Origin of the sequence: Agromyces marinus, from assembly GCF_021442325.1 — a bacterium.
GTDB classification, from domain to species: domain Bacteria; phylum Actinomycetota; class Actinomycetes; order Actinomycetales; family Microbacteriaceae; genus Agromyces; species Agromyces marinus.
Genome location: NZ_CP087879.1, coordinates 2,557,249 through 2,573,284, shown reverse-complemented (window position 1 = coordinate 2,573,284; position 16,036 = coordinate 2,557,249). Strand labels below are relative to the sequence as shown.

General features: G+C 75.3%; 20 protein-coding genes. 7 read left to right on the top strand and 13 right to left on the bottom strand.

What is annotated here, in order from left to right; translation table 11 throughout:
• Positions 1-29 precede the first annotated feature (29 nt).
• Both DSM26151_RS12000 and DSM26151_RS11995 read right to left on the bottom strand, forming a co-directional pair.
• The gene (locus DSM26151_RS12000; RefSeq protein WP_234659763.1) at positions 30-773 is read right to left on the bottom strand and encodes a glutamine amidotransferase; all 744 of its coding nucleotides are present in this window, start codon (positions 771-773) and stop codon (positions 30-32) included.
• The gene (locus DSM26151_RS11995; protein WP_234659762.1) at positions 773-1,504 is read right to left on the bottom strand and encodes a LysR family substrate-binding domain-containing protein; all 732 of its coding nucleotides are present in this window, start codon (positions 1,502-1,504) and stop codon (positions 773-775) included. The genes DSM26151_RS12000 and DSM26151_RS11995 overlap by 1 nt, the downstream gene beginning before the upstream one ends.
• A 140-nt stretch (positions 1,505-1,644) precedes the next feature.
• Between DSM26151_RS11995 and DSM26151_RS11990 the strand changes: the two genes are divergently transcribed.
• Positions 1,645-2,040 carry a DUF5997 family protein gene (locus DSM26151_RS11990; protein WP_234661889.1) on the top strand — a complete coding sequence of 132 codons (396 nt, stop codon included), beginning with the start codon at positions 1,645-1,647 and terminating at the stop codon, positions 2,038-2,040.
• A 10-nt stretch (positions 2,041-2,050) separates the two neighbouring features.
• On the opposite strand, the gene DSM26151_RS11985 is transcribed toward DSM26151_RS11990, so the two are convergent.
• Positions 2,051-2,683 (bottom strand): alpha/beta hydrolase, encoded by a 633-nt coding sequence (locus DSM26151_RS11985; RefSeq protein WP_234659761.1) that lies wholly within the window; start codon positions 2,681-2,683, stop codon positions 2,051-2,053.
• A 42-nt stretch (positions 2,684-2,725) separates the two neighbouring features.
• On the opposite strand from DSM26151_RS11985, the gene DSM26151_RS11980 reads away from it, so the two are divergent.
• Complete coding sequence (locus DSM26151_RS11980) at positions 2,726-3,307, top strand: NUDIX hydrolase family protein (protein WP_234659760.1); 582 nt, start codon at positions 2,726-2,728, stop codon at positions 3,305-3,307.
• Between the two features lie 14 nt (positions 3,308-3,321).
• Here DSM26151_RS11980 and DSM26151_RS11975 read toward each other — a convergent pair whose 3' ends face one another.
• The 4 genes from DSM26151_RS11975 to DSM26151_RS11960 all read right to left on the bottom strand — a co-directional run bounded on the left by DSM26151_RS11975 (position 3,322) and on the right by DSM26151_RS11960 (position 6,919).
• The gene (locus tag DSM26151_RS11975) at positions 3,322-3,825 is read right to left on the bottom strand and encodes a GNAT family N-acetyltransferase (protein WP_234659759.1); all 504 of its coding nucleotides are present in this window, start codon (positions 3,823-3,825) and stop codon (positions 3,322-3,324) included.
• A gap of 98 nt (positions 3,826-3,923) precedes the next feature.
• A complete protein-coding gene (locus DSM26151_RS11970; RefSeq protein WP_234659758.1) occupies positions 3,924-5,477 on the bottom strand; it encodes a DEAD/DEAH box helicase in 1,554 nt (517 codons plus the stop codon).
• Between the two features lie 276 nt (positions 5,478-5,753).
• Positions 5,754-6,332 (bottom strand): DUF1684 domain-containing protein, encoded by a 579-nt coding sequence (locus DSM26151_RS11965; RefSeq protein ID WP_407651042.1) that lies wholly within the window; start codon positions 6,330-6,332, stop codon positions 5,754-5,756.
• 44 nt (positions 6,333-6,376) lie between these two features.
• Complete coding sequence (locus DSM26151_RS11960; protein ID WP_234659756.1) at positions 6,377-6,919, bottom strand: hypothetical protein; 543 nt, start codon at positions 6,917-6,919, stop codon at positions 6,377-6,379.
• Between the two features lie 88 nt (positions 6,920-7,007).
• Here DSM26151_RS11960 and DSM26151_RS11955 point away from each other — a divergent pair, with 88 nt between their 5' ends.
• Entirely contained in the window at positions 7,008-8,279 is a 1,272-nt protein-coding gene (locus DSM26151_RS11955) for a hypothetical protein (protein ID WP_234659755.1), read from the top strand.
• Positions 8,280-8,303: 24 nt separating this feature from the next.
• Here DSM26151_RS11955 and DSM26151_RS11950 read toward each other — a convergent pair whose 3' ends face one another.
• Positions 8,304-9,068, bottom strand: a complete 765-nt coding sequence (locus tag DSM26151_RS11950) for an SDR family NAD(P)-dependent oxidoreductase (protein ID WP_234659754.1) — start codon at positions 9,066-9,068, stop codon at positions 8,304-8,306.
• Positions 9,069-9,119: 51 nt separating this feature from the next.
• Between DSM26151_RS11950 and DSM26151_RS11945 the strand changes: the two genes are divergently transcribed.
• Entirely contained in the window at positions 9,120-9,674 is a 555-nt protein-coding gene (locus tag DSM26151_RS11945; RefSeq protein ID WP_234659753.1) for a 2-phosphosulfolactate phosphatase, read from the top strand.
• Here the strand turns inward: DSM26151_RS11945 and DSM26151_RS11940 are convergent.
• The 3 genes from DSM26151_RS11940 to DSM26151_RS11930 all read right to left on the bottom strand — a co-directional run bounded on the left by DSM26151_RS11940 (position 9,661) and on the right by DSM26151_RS11930 (position 12,049).
• Complete coding sequence (locus tag DSM26151_RS11940) at positions 9,661-10,293, bottom strand: CGNR zinc finger domain-containing protein (protein ID WP_234659752.1); 633 nt, start codon at positions 10,291-10,293, stop codon at positions 9,661-9,663. The genes DSM26151_RS11945 and DSM26151_RS11940 overlap by 14 nt on opposite strands.
• A 17-nt stretch (positions 10,294-10,310) precedes the next feature.
• Positions 10,311-10,808: a SprT-like domain-containing protein gene (locus DSM26151_RS11935; protein WP_234659751.1), complete on the bottom strand. Its 498-nt coding sequence runs from the start codon at positions 10,806-10,808 to the stop codon at positions 10,311-10,313.
• Between the two features lie 77 nt (positions 10,809-10,885).
• Positions 10,886-12,049 (bottom strand): PQQ-dependent sugar dehydrogenase, encoded by a 1,164-nt coding sequence (locus tag DSM26151_RS11930; RefSeq protein WP_234659750.1) that lies wholly within the window; start codon positions 12,047-12,049, stop codon positions 10,886-10,888.
• A 53-nt stretch (positions 12,050-12,102) separates the two neighbouring features.
• Here DSM26151_RS11930 and DSM26151_RS11925 point away from each other — a divergent pair, with 53 nt between their 5' ends.
• From DSM26151_RS11925 to DSM26151_RS11915, 3 genes are read left to right on the top strand one after another with little or no spacing between them, the layout of a single operon-like run.
• The gene (locus DSM26151_RS11925) at positions 12,103-12,864 is read left to right on the top strand and encodes a LamB/YcsF family protein (protein ID WP_234659749.1); all 762 of its coding nucleotides are present in this window, start codon (positions 12,103-12,105) and stop codon (positions 12,862-12,864) included.
• On the top strand, positions 12,861-13,535 hold the full coding sequence (locus DSM26151_RS11920) for a 5-oxoprolinase subunit B family protein (protein WP_234659748.1): 675 nt from the start codon (positions 12,861-12,863) through the stop codon (positions 13,533-13,535). Before DSM26151_RS11925 ends, DSM26151_RS11920 begins: the two co-directional genes overlap by 4 nt.
• Entirely contained in the window at positions 13,532-14,392 is an 861-nt protein-coding gene (locus tag DSM26151_RS11915; RefSeq protein ID WP_234659747.1) for a 5-oxoprolinase subunit C family protein, read from the top strand. The genes DSM26151_RS11920 and DSM26151_RS11915 overlap by 4 nt, the downstream gene beginning before the upstream one ends.
• Positions 14,393-14,410: 18 nt before the next feature.
• On the opposite strand, the gene DSM26151_RS11910 is transcribed toward DSM26151_RS11915, so the two are convergent.
• Both DSM26151_RS11910 and DSM26151_RS11905 read right to left on the bottom strand, forming a co-directional pair.
• The gene (locus tag DSM26151_RS11910) at positions 14,411-15,274 is read right to left on the bottom strand and encodes a spermidine synthase (RefSeq protein WP_407650992.1); all 864 of its coding nucleotides are present in this window, start codon (positions 15,272-15,274) and stop codon (positions 14,411-14,413) included.
• Position 15,275: 1 nt separating this feature from the next.
• Positions 15,276-16,028, bottom strand: coding sequence for a spermidine synthase (locus tag DSM26151_RS11905; protein WP_234659745.1), 753 nt, complete (start codon positions 16,026-16,028; stop codon positions 15,276-15,278).
• Between the last annotated feature and the right edge of the window lie 8 nt (positions 16,029-16,036).

The window sequence follows — 16,036 nt, the reverse complement described above, 5'->3', positions numbered from 1 at the left end:
ACGTCGGCCCGGCTGAGCGCGCTTCGGGGTCAGGCGGCGTCGCGCGCGTCGGCGAGTTCGACGAAACGGTGCAGCAATCGCTGCGGTTCGGTGACGGATGCCGCCTGCACGCGCCCGATGAAGGCGTCGAGTTCGTGCGCGGGGAAGTAGCCGTGGTGGCGGTACACCCGCGCGCGGGCGATGAAGTCCGTCGCGGTGACCTCGGGGTGGAACTGCGTGGCGTACACGTTCGCGCCGACCCGGTAGATCTGCACGGGGCAGCCCGTGGAGCCCGCGAGCAGCACCGCGTCGTCGGGCAGGCGCGAGGTCGCCTCCTTGTGGCCGACGAACGCGTCGAACCGCTCGGGAAGCACGCCCGCGAGCGGGTCGGCACGACCCTCGTCGGTGAGGGCGATGCCGACCGCCGCGGCCTCCTCGCCGAACAGGGTCCCGACCGTGCCGCCGAGCACGCGCGTCAGCACCCCGATGCCGTAGCACGTGAACAGCACCGGGTGGTCTGCCGCGAGCGCGCGCTCGGCCAGGCGCGCGAGGTCGTCTTCCACGCGCCGCTGCACGGGGTGCTTGTGCTCGGGTGCGGTGGTCACGTTGTACGGACTGCCGCCCACGATGACCCCGGCGAACGCGAGCGGGTCGAGGGTGTCCAGCGTCTCGACGTCGAGCCTGAGGTGCTCCAGGCGCCCCGCGTCGAGCCCGGTCGCCCGGCGCACCGATTCGTACTCGGGCCCGACCGCCTCGACCTCGGGTCGCGCGGAGAGGAAGAGGATGTCGCGCATCAGCGTCGCCGTCCTCGGCGGGCGGAGCCGCCCTTGCGGCCCGGCGTGCCCCCGCGTCCGCGAGCCGGCCTCCGACCGGACCCGCGGGCGGTGCCGCCGGACCCGCGGGACGCGCCCCCGGCGCCGCCGGCAGCGGCCCCGGCGCCTGCACCGGCGCGCCCGCCCGTGCCGGTTCCGGCGGGCGGCTCCGCATCGCCCGCGCCCCGCGAACTCCTGGCCGTCCGTCCGCGGACGACGCCCACGAACTCCTGGATGTCGTCGTCGTCGCGCTCGGTCCGCCAGACCAGGGCGATGCGGGTCGGCGCGGCATCCGTCACCGGGATCGCGACGACGTCGCGGCGGTGGTGCAGGCGCGCGACTCCGTGCGGGAGGATCGCGACCCCCGAGCCCGCGGCGACGAGTTCGACCGTCATCGCCGGATCGGGGTGCGCGGGCGCCCGGGGCACCTCGTCGAGGTCCGCGAGTTCCAGGGCGTCGGCGTCGGCGAGCGCGTGGTCCTTCGGGAGGACGGCGACGGCCACCTCATCCCACAGCGGGATCAGGTGCAACCCGGCGACGTCGATCGGGAGGCGCACGAACGCGAGGTCGGCGGCGCCCGAGGCCAGTTCGGCGAGCTGGTCGGGTTCGTCGACGCGCAGTGCCTCGATCGGCAGGTCGGGGCGCCGATCCGACCACGCGCGCAGCCATTTCGCCGGGCTCACGCCGGCGACGTAGCGCAGCTGCAGCGACACGAGCGCCCCTTTCCGCCGCGTCGCGCGGCCCCCTCAGGGTATCGTCCGGGAGCACCGCACCGAAGCGGGCGGATGCGACGCCTCCCGCGTGCGACTACCGTGGAGGGGTGAATGCCGACAAGCCCCGCACGTCCCAGTCGATGAAGCCGGAGACCGCGGCCAAGAAGCTCGGCATCCTCCTCGAGGCCGCCCCGGAGGAGTTCCGCACGGGCGTCGTGACCCGCGACGAGGTCGCCGCGCTGCAGGCCGACCCGCCCGAGTGGCTCGCGACCCTCCGACGCGAGGGCCCGCACCCGCGCAGCGTCGTCGCCGCGAAGCTCGGCGTCTCGAACTCGGGGCTCGCGCGCTCGGGCATCACCGATCCGCTGACCACCGCCGAGATCAAGGCGCTGCTCGAGGCGCCGCCGTCGTGGCTCGTCGAGGAGCGGGCGCGGCAGGCGGGCGTGCGCGCCGAGAAGCGCCGCATCGCCGAGCGCGACGCGGAGCGGGCCGCCAAGGCCGAGCACGGCGGCGGAGGCGGTGGCGCGGGCGTCTGACCGCCCGGCGTCAGTCCGCGTAGCGGCCCGCGAGGAACGCGCGCACGTCGCCGAGTTCCCGGTCCGAAACCGAGTGGCCGAGACCCTCGTACACGCGCTGGTCGAGCGTCGTGTGCGCCGGCAGCCACTCCTGCGTGCGCGCGACGGATGCCGCGGGGATGACCTCGTCGAGCGTGCCGCGTCCCCAGAATGCCGGTGGGGCGAGCTCGGCCAGGCGTCGGTCGCCCGGGCGTTCGCCCGGAAGCGAGAACCCGGCCAGGCTCACCGCGAACGCGAACCGCTCGGGAGCGTGTCGCAGCAGTTCGAGCGCGATCGCACCGCCCTGGGAGAAGCCCAGCAGGCCGACCGGCGTGCCCTCCGGGACCGCGCGATCGAGCCAGTCCAGCACCGCAGCGGTCGCCTCCTCGGCGCCCGCCATCGCGAACTCCGCGCCCTGCGCGAGCAGCGGGAACCAGGCGTGGCCGTACCCGGTCGGGATCGGCGCGCGCAGCGATGCGACGGCGGGTTCGAGCGGCAGGTACGGGGTCAGCCCGAACAGGTCGCCCTCGTGCGAGTTGTAGCCGTGCAGGAGCACCAGCAGGGGGCGTCCGGCACGGTCGGCCGGCGACGCCGACCAGAGCACCGCCTCGTCGTCGATCCGCATCCGGGCATCGTACCCGGTCGCCTCGTGGGGCAGAATCGTGCCATGGCCGTACGAACCCCCGATCCGGACTGGAACCCCGGCGACGAACCGGTCGTGCAGCCGCCCGCGAACCCGGGCTGGCTCTCCGACCTCGAACTCGCCGAGATGCGCGGACGACTGCCGCTGCTCTACGTCGAGGCGGTGCCCGTCAGGGTGGACGGCCTGGGGCAGGTGGTCGAGGTGGGCGTGCTCCTTCGCGCCAACGCGGTCGGCGAGATGACGCGCACGCTGGTCTCGGGTCGCGTGATGTACGGCGAGACCATCCGCGACGCGCTGTTCCGCCACCTCGAGAAGGACCTCGGGCCCATGGCGTTCCCGCTGCTGCCCGCGAGCCCGGTGCCCGCGACCATCGCGGAGTACTTCCCGCTGCCGGGCATCTCGCCGTTCACCGACGAGCGCCAGCACGCGGTCTCGCTCGCGTTCGTGGTGCCCGTGACCGGAACCTGCGAACCCCGCCAGGATGCCCTCGAGGTCACCTGGGTCGCACCCGACGAGGCGGCGAGCGAGGCGTTCGGCGACGAGATGGAGGGCGGTCGCGGCGTGCTGCTGCGGCGCGCCCTCGCCTCGGTCGGCGTGCTCGGCTGAGCTCGGCGGGCGCCTCAGCGCACCATCCGCACCTCGTGGATGGTCGCGCCGAGGAACGGCTCGTCGTGCGACACGCCGTCGGCGGTGAAGCCGTTGCGGTCGTAGAAGTGGATCGCGTAGTCGTTGGTCGAGGGCACCCAGAGGTACACCGAGGCGTCGCCGACGGCGGCGTCGAACAGCTTCTGGCCGATGCCCTTTCCGTGGTGCGCGTCGAGCAGGTGGATGAAGTACAGCTCGCGCTCGCGCGGCGCGTCGGCGTCGCGAGCCGGACCGGCGCCGGCGAACCCGACGATCTCGCCGTCGACGAGTGCCGCGACATGCGTGAGGTCGTCGCCCTGGCTCAGCCAGTGCGTCCAGAGTTCGGCCATGCGCCGCGGCGAGAGGTTCGCGAGCGTCGCGGCGCTGACGAGCTCGTCGTAGTCCTCGTGCCAGCACTGGGCGTGGACCCTGCCCAGGGCCTCGGCATCGGAATCGCGGACGGGACGGATGACGACTTCGGCAACGACTTCGGTGCTCATGCGGCTCAGGCTAACCCCGGGTGCGCCCGCGGGCGAAATCGGTGACGGCCCCGCACCCGGGCAGGGTGCGGGGCCGTCGTCGGCGCGGGGCCCGGGGCTCAGCCCTGCGCGCGCCGGTTGGTGCGTGCGCTGCGGTTCGGCGAGACCAGGCTCCCGACGCGCAGGGGCTGCTTCTGCGAGGACCGAGCGGATGACGCGCGCTGCGCGCCCGTCGTCTGCGTGCCGCGGGACTGACCCGAACCCTGCTTCGGCGCGTGCGCCTTCGTCTCCGTCGGGCGGCCCGAACGGTCCCGGCGCGGTGCCGCGGGGGCGACATCCGACTGGCCGCTGCGGCCGCGCCCGCGGCGCCCCTGGCCGGTGGGCTGGGTGCCTGCCGCGGCGCGATCCTCGCGGGCGGCGCGCTTGCGCTGCGCGTTCGCGCCCTGCGAGCGACCGCCGCCCTGCGCGGTCACGGGCATGGCCTCGGGCTTGACGTACGCGGCGACCTGCCCGACGAGCGCGGTCACCGACGGCGAGGCGGGCGTCACCTGCTGCGGCGTGACCCGGATCTCGGCCCTGCGGAGCAGCTTGCCGAGGTCGTCCATCTGGCCGGGGAGCGCGATCGTGACGACGTCACCCTCGCTGCCCGCGCGTGCGGTGCGACCCGACCGGTGCAGGTACGCCTTGTGCTCCATCGGCGGGTCCACGTGGACCACGAGCTCGATGTCGTCGACGTGCACGCCGCGGGCGGCGACATCCGTCGCGACCATGACCTTGACCGACCCGTCGCCGAACGCGGCGAGGTTCCGGTCGCGCTGCGGCTGCGACAGGTTGCCGTGCAGGTCGACGGCGGGGATGCCCGCGGCGGTCAGCTTCTTCGCGAGCTTCTTCGCGTGGTGCTTGGTGCGCATGAACAGGATGCGGCGGCCGGTTCCGCTCGCGAGGGTCCGCACGAGCTCGAACTTCGTGTCGGCGTCGTCGGTGAGGAAGACGTGGTGGGTCATCGCGGCGACCGGCGAGTTGGCCTCGTCGACCGAGTGCAGCACCTCGTTCTCGAGGTAGCGCTTGACGAGCTTGTCGACCCCGTTGTCGAGGGTCGCGGAGAACAGCAGGCGCTGCCCGCCGCGCGGGGTCTTGTCGAGGATTCGGGTCACGACGGGGAGGAACCCGAGGTCGGCCATGTGGTCTGCCTCGTCGAGCACGGTGATCTCGACCGCGTCGAGGTGCACGAAGCCCTGCTTCATGAGGTCCTCGAGGCGACCAGGGGCCGCCACGACGATGTCGACGCCGGCGCGGAGCGCGTCGACCTGGCGCTTCTGGTTGATGCCGCCGAAGATCGTCGTGACCTTCAGGCCGTAGGCGTCGGCGAGCGGCTCGAACGTGCGAGCGATCTGGGTCACCAGTTCGCGGGTCGGCGCCAGGATGAGGCCGAGCGGGCGGCCCGCGCGGCGCTTGCCGCCCGCGAGCGACGTGCCGAGGCGCGCGACCATGGGCACGGCGAACGCGATCGTCTTGCCCGATCCGGTCTTGCCGCGGCCGAGCACGTCGCGCCCGGCGAGCGTGTCGGGCAGCGAGTCGGCCTGGATCGGGGTCGGGGTGGTCTTGCCGTCGGCCGCGAGGGCGGCGACGAGGGGGGCGGGCACGCCGAGCGTGCCGAAAGTGGTCTCGGACAAAGAGGTGTTCCGTTCGGGAGGGTGTTCCTCCGCGGATCGGGGCGGCGCGCAGCGCGGCCCGGGCCCGACGGTGGGAGCAGTGGCGAAGACGCCGGTCGGCGAATCCGTTCGCCGTATGAAGTCAGTCGACGGGCATGGCCCGGAAAGCGTGTCTACGACGCGAGGCGCCGCGTTCGTTCGCGTGCGCCGTGGACCACCATAGCGGATGCCCCTGTGCGTCGGCTCCGCGCGCCGGCGCGGGCGCGCCACCGCTTGCGCACCCGCGGCGGCGCTGCGTCAGCGCGGCATCCGCTCGCCGACGGGGATCTCGGCGCGAACGGTGTTCCCCTCGGGAGCCAGCGGGCACGACCACGACGCGTCGTACGCGCACGACGGGTTGTACGCGAAGTTGAAGTCGACCACGAGGCTGTCGTCGCCGTCCGAACCCAGGTCGGCGCCCTTCGCCGTGTCGAGCACGTACCTGCCGCCGCCGTAGGCGCCGCCGGGCGCCCCGGCCAGGCCGTCCTTCACGGGGAGGAACAGCCCGCCTCCGTACGAGGTGAGCCGCCACACGTCGAGCGTGCCGAGGTAGGGGATGCGCACCGTTCCGGCGAGCGAGAACGGGATCGGGCCGTCGGTCGACGAGTCGACGACCATCCGCTGCGGCTCGGCCGGCCGGCGCACCTCGAGCTCGAACCGCCAGTCGGGGTCGTACAGCGCCACGTCGAGGCCGGTGAACCGGGCCCGGTCGTCGGGCAGCAGCGGCGACTGCGGATGCCCGGCGAAGAGCTCGTCGCGCCCGGACCGCCAGAGCTCGTGCCCCTTCGACGGGTCGTGCACGCTGAGGTGGCGTACGCCCGCGTAGAGCCCGAACATGCGTCGCCGCCAGTCGGCGACCTGGAGGGCGCCGAGCGTCGCGGTCACGATCGCGGCCCGGTCTGCGCGTGCGCCGAGCGCTCGGCGCGCGCGGCATCCGCTGTTCCCGGCGGATCGTACGCCCACGTCGGCGCGAGCTGCCGCAGGCGCATGCCGCGCCACTGCCAGAACGCCCACGTGGGGTACCACGCGAGCAGGTCGAGCGCACCGGCGCTCGCGCGCAACCGGTCGCGGTACAGCGTGCGCCCGTCCGGAAGCGGCGAGACCGCCATCCGGTGATCCCACGCCCGGAACGCCGACAGCGGCCCCGTGATCGCGCCCCCGGAATCGCGCAGCAACCGCACCCCAGGCGGCAGCCCGCCGGGGTAGGAGATGTCGACCGCCTCCTCGCCGCTCGGCGCGAGGCCGAACGCGAGCGCACGCATCCGGTGCCGCCCCTCGGGCCAGGTCGCCGGGAAGCCCTCGGCCTCGAGGGACTCGAAGTCGAGCCACGGCGCGACGACCTCGCGCAGCACGGCCGGGCTGCGGATCGCCCGCCACGCGGCATCCGCATCGCAGTCGAGGGTCAGCTTCAGCAGCACCCGCATGACCCGACCCTAGGGGCGACGGATGCCACGGCCAAGCGTTCCACGCGGATTCACGCCGCGCCCGGCGGCGGGCGCTAGGCTCCCGGGCATGCCCGACGCCCTCGGCTGGCTGCCCTCCCTCGTCGTGTTCGGTGCGACCGCGATCGCCCTCGCGGCGGGCATCGTCGGGCTGCGCCGGCTCGGTGCGCGCCGCGAGGCGCGGGATGCGCGCGCCGTCGTCGCGATCGAGACGGACGCCAAGGCCCGTCTCGTGCGGGCCGACGAAGCGGTGCGCGACGCCGCGGACGAGGTGCGGTTCGCCGAGGCGCAGTTCGGGCCGGAGGCGGCGCGCGCGCTCGCCGGGTCGGTCGATCGGGCACGCGGGTGGCTCCGCGAGGCGTTCCTGCTGCAGCAGCGCCTCGACGATGCCGAACCCGACACCGCGGCCGAGCGGCGCTCGTGGAGCGAGCGGATCGCGTCGCTGTGCGAGTCCGCGGAGCGCGCGGTCGCGGAGGCGTCCGCGTCGGTGTCGTCGCGGCGGGCCGCCGAGCGGGGTGCAGCGGAGGACGCCCCGGCACTGCGCGAACGTGCGGATCGGCTGCGGGCCCGGGCGACGGATGCCGCGTCGATGCTGGACCGGCTCGCCACCCGGTTCGACGCGTCGGCGCTCGCCGGGGCCGGGGGCGCGCTGCGGCGCGCGGTGCACGACCTCGACAGTGCGCACTCGGCGCTCGCGGAGGCGGAACGGCGGCTCGGGGAGCGGCCGGGCGCTCCGATCGCCGACCTCCTCGGCCGCGCCGAGCACGCGCTCGGTCGTGCCGATGCCGAACTCGCCTCGGTCGAGCACGTCGAACTCGACCTCGCGCGCGCCGACGACGACGCGTCGGCCGAGGCGGCGCGGCTCGACGCGGAACTCGTCGACGCGCGCCGCGAGCGCGACGCCGCCGTCGATCCGGACGCCGCATCGGTGCTCGCCGCGGCGATCGGCGAACTCTCGCCCGTGCTCGTGGGACGCGGCGGGCGTTCGGTGAACCCGTTCGCCGACCGCGACCGCCTTCGCGCCGCACGCGACCGGCTCGAGGTCGCGCGCGCGGGCGCGCGGCGTGCCGACGACCGGCTCGCGGGCGCGCGCGGCGCCCTGCCCGGTGCGATCGCGATCGCCGAGAGCCAGATCCGCGTCGCCGGGCTCGCCCTCGAACGGGCGCGGAGCTTCGCGGGCGCCGACGCCCGGACCCGGCTCGCCGAGGCCGAACGCCAGCTCGGCATCGCGCGGCGCGAGTCCGACCCGGTCGCAGCCCTCGACGCGGCGCGTCGCGCCGCCGCACGCGCGACCGACGCCGAGGCGCTCGCCCACTTCGCGGCCCTGCACCGCGGGGGGTGATGCGCCGCGAGGGGCCCGAACCGACTACTTGCCGCCCGTGACGAGGATGTCGGCCCCCGAGGTGTACGACGCGTCGGGCGAGAGCAGGTAGGCGACCGCGCCGGCGATCTCGTGCGGCTCGCCGGGGCGGCGCATCGGGATGTTCCCGGCGCGTTCGTCGGGCGCGTTCGGGCGGCCGGCGGCGGCGTGGATCTCGGTGCGGGTCGTGCCGGGGGAGACGGTGTTCACGCGCACGCCGACGGGGCCGAACTCCTTCGCGAGCCCCATCGACATCGTGTTCAGGGCGGCCTTGCTCGCCGCGTAGGGGATGTAGGTGTTCGCTGCGCCGTGCGTGGCCGCGCCCGAGGAGATGTTCACGATCGCCCCGCCCTGCCCGCCGCGGTCGGTCGCCATGTGCGCGATCGCCGAGCGGCACAGGACCATGGGCGCGAGCACGTTGATGCGGAACACGAGCTCGGACTCCTCGATCGACCCGTCGAGGAACGGCCCGATGAGGCCCGTGATGCCCGCGTTGTTCACGAGCCCGGTGACCCGCCCGAATCGGCGCACGGCCTCGGGCACGACCTCCGCCGCCGCGTCGAGGTCGGCGAGGTCGAACTGCAGGATCTCGACGCGGGCGCCCGCGTCGCGGCATCCGCTCGCCACGGCCTCGACGTCGCCTGCCCGCTCGCGGTAGGTCAGCAGCAGGTCGTGGCCGTCGGCCGCGAGCCGTTCGGCGATGGCGCGGCCGATGCCGCGGCCGCCGCCCGTGATGATCGTGACGGGTCGGGCGTCGACATGCGAGGTCATGCATCCACCCTACGAGTGGGGCGGGCGCGCGGTCTCGCGTAACCTGACGCGGTGAGCGAGCAGAGCCCCGCGGCACCGGCCGCGCAGCAGCGGTACCAGGTCCGGTTCGATGTCGGCGTCGACGGCGCGCGACGCGTCGCCGAGGGTGCCGACGTGCTCGTGTGGGCCGATCAGACGCGAGCGGATGCCTCCGGCCCGGCAATTCCCGCGGACGTGCTCGTGCTCGCTCCGAGGGTCGTCGAGGCGGGACTGGCCGACGCCGCCGCGGTCGCGGCGTGGATCCTCGACGAGCAGGAACGCCTCGGTCGGCGCGCGTACGTCGCGATCGTCGCCGCGGGCCGCGCGGACGCCGGGTTCGCGGCGGACGACGTGCTCGCGGCCGGCGCCGTGGTCGACGCGTTGACCGGACTCGGCATCGACGACACGTCGCCCGAGGCCGCGGTCGCGTGTGCGGCCTTCGCCGGCCTCCGCCGTGCCGTGGCGCACCTGGCGACCGCGTCGGTCGAGGGTCGCGAAGCCGCGTCGGCGGGCGTCGATCCCGCGGCGCTCCGCCGGGCGGCGCAGCACGATGCCACCGCGACGGCGCGGGTGCTCACGCCGCGCTGAGCGGGGCCTTCACCGCGTTCGCGGCCTTCCCGGCCTTGCGGGCGCGGTGCGCGCGGACCTTCGCGCGGTTGCCGCACCGTTGCATGGTGCACCAGCGGCGGCTCGCGGCACGCGACGTGTCGAGGTAGACGATCCCGCACCCGCCCGCGCAGATGCGCACCCGGCCGTGGTTCGCCTCGCCGAAGCAGTCGACCGCGTCGCGCGCGATGGTCGAGAGCGACTGGCCCACCGAGAGCACCGAGCGTCCGGCCTGCCGCGAGCCGCCCGGGAGGGCCGGGGGGATGTCGGGCGTCGCCGCGTACAGGTTCACGACGTCGATGTCGGCCGGGGCGGGCCGCCCGCCCCGGCCCGCCGCAAGTGCGAGGCGTGCGATCGCGTCGCGCAGCGCGGTCGCGTCGAAGAGGTCGCGCGAGCGCGCGGGCACGACCGGCATGGGGAAGCGCTCGCGCATCCACCCGGTCAGGTCGTCGGGCGAGTGGAGGCGCTCGGGCGCCGCGGCGACGGGCACACCCCCGGTGTAGGCGAAGTCGAGCGCGAACGAACCGGAGTCGAACCACCACCGGCCGCTGTCGTCGGTGAACCACTGGCCGACGGGGATCGAGACGGTCGAGACGGGCACCGCACCAACCTAGCGGCTCACCCCGCGGCCGCGCTCGCCGCTGCGCGGCGCATCGCCGCGGTGATCTCCCTCCGACGCCACTCGATCAGGTTCCGCCGGTCGAACCCTCGTCGGCAGAGGCCGCAGCTGAGCGGCCGCGCGGGTTCGCGGTAGCGGTAGTGCTCGTGGCCGGCCGGGCAGCGTCCGACCCACGGGGCGAGCTCGTCCGCGACCGCGCCGTCGTGCGTGCGCCGGCCGACGTAGCCGATCTCGGCCGCGATGCGCGCCCATCTCGGGCCGTGGCCCGCACGCGGGCCCGCCATGGCGTGCGCGACCTCGTGCAGCAGGATCTGGTGGATCTCGTCGTCGTCGTAGCGCGCGGCGAGGTACCGCGAGACCGAGATGCGGTGCGCGGTGTAGTTGCACAGGCCCGCGCGCTTCTTGGCGTTGTCGAACGCGAACGTCCACACGGCCGGGTCCAGGTGCAGGGCGATGAGCGCGTCGGCCCAGACCCGAACCCTCCCGAGATCCGCCATGGGACCGAGGATAGTCCCCTCCGAAGCGGTTCGGCCGAGTCCGGTTCGTGCCCCGAACGGGGGTCAGCGCCCGGGGGTCAGCGCCCGGTGGTCAGCGGCACGCTCACGAGCCGGTCGTCGCCCTCGCGCGGCATCCCGCGCCCGTCGGTGTTGCCCGTGATCGCCCAGAGGTCGCCGTCCGGCCCGGGGACCACGTCGCGGAACCGGCCGTGTTCGCCCGCGAACGCGTCCTCCACCTCGGTCGGCGACGTGAGTGCGGGGGAGGCGAACCACAGGCGCTCGCCGCGGAGCGCCGCGAGCACGATCGTGTCGCCGACGACCGCGAGCCCGCTCGGGCTCGCCTCCGAGGTCGGCCACTGCACGGCCGGGTCGAGGAACCGCGGATCGTCGGCGCGGCCCTCGACCTCGGGCCAGCCGTAGTTGCCGCCGGGCTCGATCCGGTTGAGTTCGTCCCACGTGCTCTGCCCGAACTCCGACGCCCACATGCCGCCCGCGGCATCCCACGCGATGCCCTGCGGGTTGCGGTGCCCGAGACTCCACACGAGCGTGCCGAACGGGTTGCCGGGCGCCGGCTCGCCGTCCGGCGTCATCCGCAGGATCTTCCCCGCGAGCGAGGCCGGATCCTGCGAGAGCGCGACCTGCCCCGCGTCGCCCGTGGTCGCGTACACCCAGCCGTCGGGGCCGACTGCCAGCCGCCCCCCGTTGTGCCGCCCGCCGCGCGGGATGCCCTCGAGGACCACGCGAGGCGTGCCGAGCGAGAGCGAGCCGGGGTCGCCGGTGAGCGTCATGCGCACGATGCGGTTGTCCTCCCGGGTCGAGAAGTACGCGAGGACGGATGCCTCGGCGTCGCCGTCGCCGGGAACGAACGCGAGCCCGAGCAGCCCGCCCTCGCCGCCGGGTACGACGTCCGGCAGCACGGCCACCTCCCGAAGGCTGCCGCCGGGCAGCACCTCGACGATGCGACCGGCGTCTCGTTCGCTCACGAGCACGCCGCCGCCCGGCACGCGAAGGATCGACCACGGTGCGTCGAGTCCGGTCGCGAGCGTCTCGGGTCCGCCGGCCGGGCGGAGGGCGGGCGGCGGCACGGATGCGCCCGGCGACGGCGGCGGGGTCGCCGAGGTCGAGGGCGGATTCACGACCGGGCCATCCGCTTCCGGGCCGGCGCAGGCCGCGAGCGGCGCCACGATCATCGCGGCCGCCGCAGCCGCGACGACCCTGATCCTCCGTGCCCGCGAGCGCATGCCGACCTCCTCCGACCAGTCTGCCCGACCCCGGCGCGCGACAGAATGGGGGGATGCAGCGTGGGATCGACCTGAACGCCGACCTCGGCGAGTCCTTCGGGGCGTGGCGGCTCGGCGACGACGCGGCGATGTTCGCGCTCGTCTCCAGCGCGAACGTCGCGTGCGGGTTCCACGCCGGCGACCCGCGCGCGATGCGGGCGAGCGCCGACCGCGCGGTCCGTCACGGGGTCGCGCTCGGCGCCCACCCCGGCTACCGCGATCTCGCCGGCTTCGGCCGTCGCGCGCTCGACGTCGCCGCCGACGAGCTCGCGGCCGAGGTGCTCTACCAGGTCGGTGCACTCGAGGCGATCGCCCGGGCGGCGGGCACGCACGTGCGCTACGTCAAGGCGCACGGTGCGCTCTACCACCGGCTCGCCGCCGACGCGGCCGCCGCGGCGAGCGTGATCGATGCGCTCACCGCAGGCGCCTCCGGTCTCGTCGTGCTCGGGCCGCCGTCGGGCGAGCTCGAACGTGCAGCGGCGGCCGGCGGCATCCGCTACGCCAGGGAGGCGTTCATCGACCGGGGGTACCTCGCCGACGGCCGGCTCGTCCCGCGCGACCACCCCGACGCGCTCGTGCACGACGCCGGGCGGGCAGCCGATCGCGCGCTCGAACTCGTCGAGACCGGCGGCATCGCCGCCGTCGACGGCACGCGGGTCGACCTCCGGCCGGACTCGCTGTGCCTGCACGGGGACACCCCGGGCGCGGTCGACCTCGCGCGTGCCGTCCGCGCGGCACTCGATCGGGCGGGCCACGATGTCCGGTCGTTCGCATGACCGGCTCGCCTCCACACCTGCTGCCGTCGGGGCGGTCGGCGCTCCTCGTCGAATGCGACGACCTGCCCGCCGTGCTCGCACTGCACGACGCACTCGTCCGGACGGCGCCCGAGGGGCTCGTCGAACTCGTCCCGGCCGCGCGCACGCTGCTCGTCGCCCTCGATCCCGACGTGCTGCCGCTCGAGAGCGCGGCGAACTGGGTGCGCCGCGTCGCGCGCGAGGTCGGGGCGGATGCCGCCGGCCGCGCGTTCGACGCCGCAGGAACCGATGCGGGGCCCGACGGAGATGAGGTCGTGCTCGCCGTCGACTATCGCGGCGACGACCTGCACGCGCTCGCCGCAACCCTCGACGTGAGCGCCGAGCACCTGGTGGCCCGGCACACGTCGGCCCGCTGGCGCGTCGCGTTCATCGGGTTCGCGCCCGGCTTCGGCTACCTCGTCGCCGAGGACTGGCCGTTCGACGTGCCGCGACTCGACGTCGCCCGCACCCGCGTCCCGGCAGGCGCCGTCGGCCTCGCCGGCGCGTTCTCGGGGGCGTACCCGCGCGAGAGCCCGGGCGGCTGGCAGCTCATCGGCCGCACCGAGGCGATCCTCTGGGACGCGACCGCCGACCGGCCCGCGCTGCTGGTGCCCGGGCGCCGCGTGCGGTTCGAGCCGGATGCGCCGCGATGACCCGCCTGCGTGTGGACGCGACTGCCGGCGCTGTGCTCGTCCAGGACCTCGGCCGCCCGGGATTCGCCCACCTCGGCGTCGCGACCTCCGGAGCCCTCGACCGTGGCGCGCTCGCGCTCGCCAACCGACTCGTCGGCAACCCCGACGGTGCGGCCGGGTTCGAGGTCGTGCTCGGCGGGCTCGCGTTCACGCCCGACGCCGACCTGTGGTTCGCGGTCACCGGCGCCTTCGGCCCCGTGCTCGCCGGCGGACGCCGGGTGGGCGCCTACCGCGCCGTCCGCGCCCGTGCGGGCGAGCCGGTCGAGATCGGCACCGCCGAACGCGGCCTGCGCTACCTCGTCGCGGTCCGCGGCGGTGTCGACGAGCCCGCCGTGCTCGGTTCGCGCAGTCGCGACACCCTCTCCGGGCTCGGCCCTGAGCCGGTCGTCGCCGGGCGCGTGCTGGCCGTCGGCGCCGAGCCCGCGGCATCCGTCCCCCTGCTCGACGACGACGCGGCGTACCCGCCGCCCGCTGGGCCGGTCGCGCTCGGGCTGCTGCCCGGGCCCCGTGCGGACTGGGTGACGGATGCCGCGCTCGCGAGCCTGCACGAGTCGCGCTGGCGCGTCTCGGCGTCGGCCGACCGGGTCGGCGCGCGGCTCGAGGGGCCGAGCCTGGAGCGACGCATCACCCGCGAGCTCGTGAGCGAGCCGACCGTCGCCGGGGCGATCCAGGTGACCGGGGCCGGTGTGCCGACCGTGCTGCTCGCGGATCGGCCCGTGACCGGCGGGTACCCGGTCGTCGCCATCGTCGACCCGGCGTCGCTCGACCGGCTGGCGCAGGTGCGGCCGGGCCAGGAGGTCCGGTTCCGCCACGCGTGACGTGCCGCCCGGCGGCCGTCAGGGCTTGGAGAGGAACACCGAGCGCGCGGGCGGCGGCGAGGGCACGGCCGTGGCGTCCGTCACGATCGGCGCGCCCGCGATGAACCGCACCAGTTCGTCGCCCTCGACGAGTTTCGCGGGCGCCGGGTCGCTCGCGAGGCGGCGCGGCATGCCGCCGAACGGCAACGGGTCGTGCGAGGCGTACATGACGACGTTGCCGAACCGGCGGCCCTTGAGCATGCCCGTGTCGGCGGCGATCGCCACGTGCGCGTACACGTGGGCGAGGGTCGCCGCCTGCGAGCGGGCGAACGCGAGCCCGGCACCGTCGGCGACGTTGACGGCGACGATGCCGCCAGGGGCGAGCCGCGGCGAGATGAGCCCGTGGAACTCGGCGCTCGTGACGTGCGCGGGCGTGCGCGCGCCCGAGAAGATGTCGACGACCGCGATGTCGACCGCGCCGTCGAGCCCCGCGGGCAGCTTCGCGAGCACCTCGCGCGCGTCGCCGTGCCGCACGCGCACCTGCGCGCCGCGCGGGAACGGCAGGTGCTCACGGACCAGGTCGACGAGGTCGGACTCGAGCTCGACGACCTGCTGGCGCGAGCCTGGCCGCGTCGAGATCACGTAGCGGGGCAGCGTGAAGGCGCCGCCGCCGAGGTGGAGCGCCGTGATCGGCCGCCCCTCCTCTCGGACGAGGTCGATCGCGTGGCCGATGCGCCGCACGTACTCGAAGCCGAGCCACTCGGGCTGCTCGAGGTCGACGTGCGACTGCGGCGTGCCGTCGATCGTCAGGGTCCAGGAGCCGGGACGGGTCCGCGACTCCTCGAGCCGGGCTAGGTGCCCGCTCGCGGCGAGGCGTCGTTCGAGATCGGGCACGGATGCCACGCTACCCGGCCGGCCGTCGTGCGGGTGCCGCGGCCGGCGTGCGGACCTCCACCGGGAACGGCCCGGATCCGCGGAGTCGTTCGAGCACGCGCTCCGGGATCCGGCGCCCGGCGACGATAACCGCGTTGCCCTCCTCGGTTCCCGCGAGGACCCCGGGCGGGCCCGCGAACGCGATCGCGACGGACGCGTCGGCGCGGGAGAGCGCGGCGGCCCCGGCCCCGAGGCGCGGGCCGCCCGCGGCATGCACGACGTTGACCGCGAGGAGCCCCTCCGGACCGAGCCGGCCGAGGCACGCGGCGAGGAAGGCCGGATCGTCGACGAACGGCGGGGCCTCGAGGCCGGCGTAGAGGTCGACGACCACGAGGTCGAAGCGTCGCGAACCGTCGAGCTCGCCCACGGCGTCGCGTGCGTCGGCGACGACGACCTCGACCTCGGAGTCGCCGGCGAGCGGCAGGCGCTCCGCGACGAGTTCGACCAGCCGGGCGTCGGCGTCCACCACGGTCTGCGGGGAACCGGGACGCGTCGCGGCGACGTACCGGGCGAGGGTCATCGCGCCGCCGCCGAGGTGGAGCACGCGCATGGGCGCGCCCGGATCGGCCATCGCGTCGACCACGTGGCCGATGCGCCGCACGTACTCGAAGAACAGCCGGGTCGGATCCGCCGGGTCGACGTGGGACTGCACGGTTCCGTCGACGAGCAGCGTCCACCCCGATGCGGACAGGACGTCGCGTTCGAGCTCGATGCGCGGCGGCACGCCCTCAT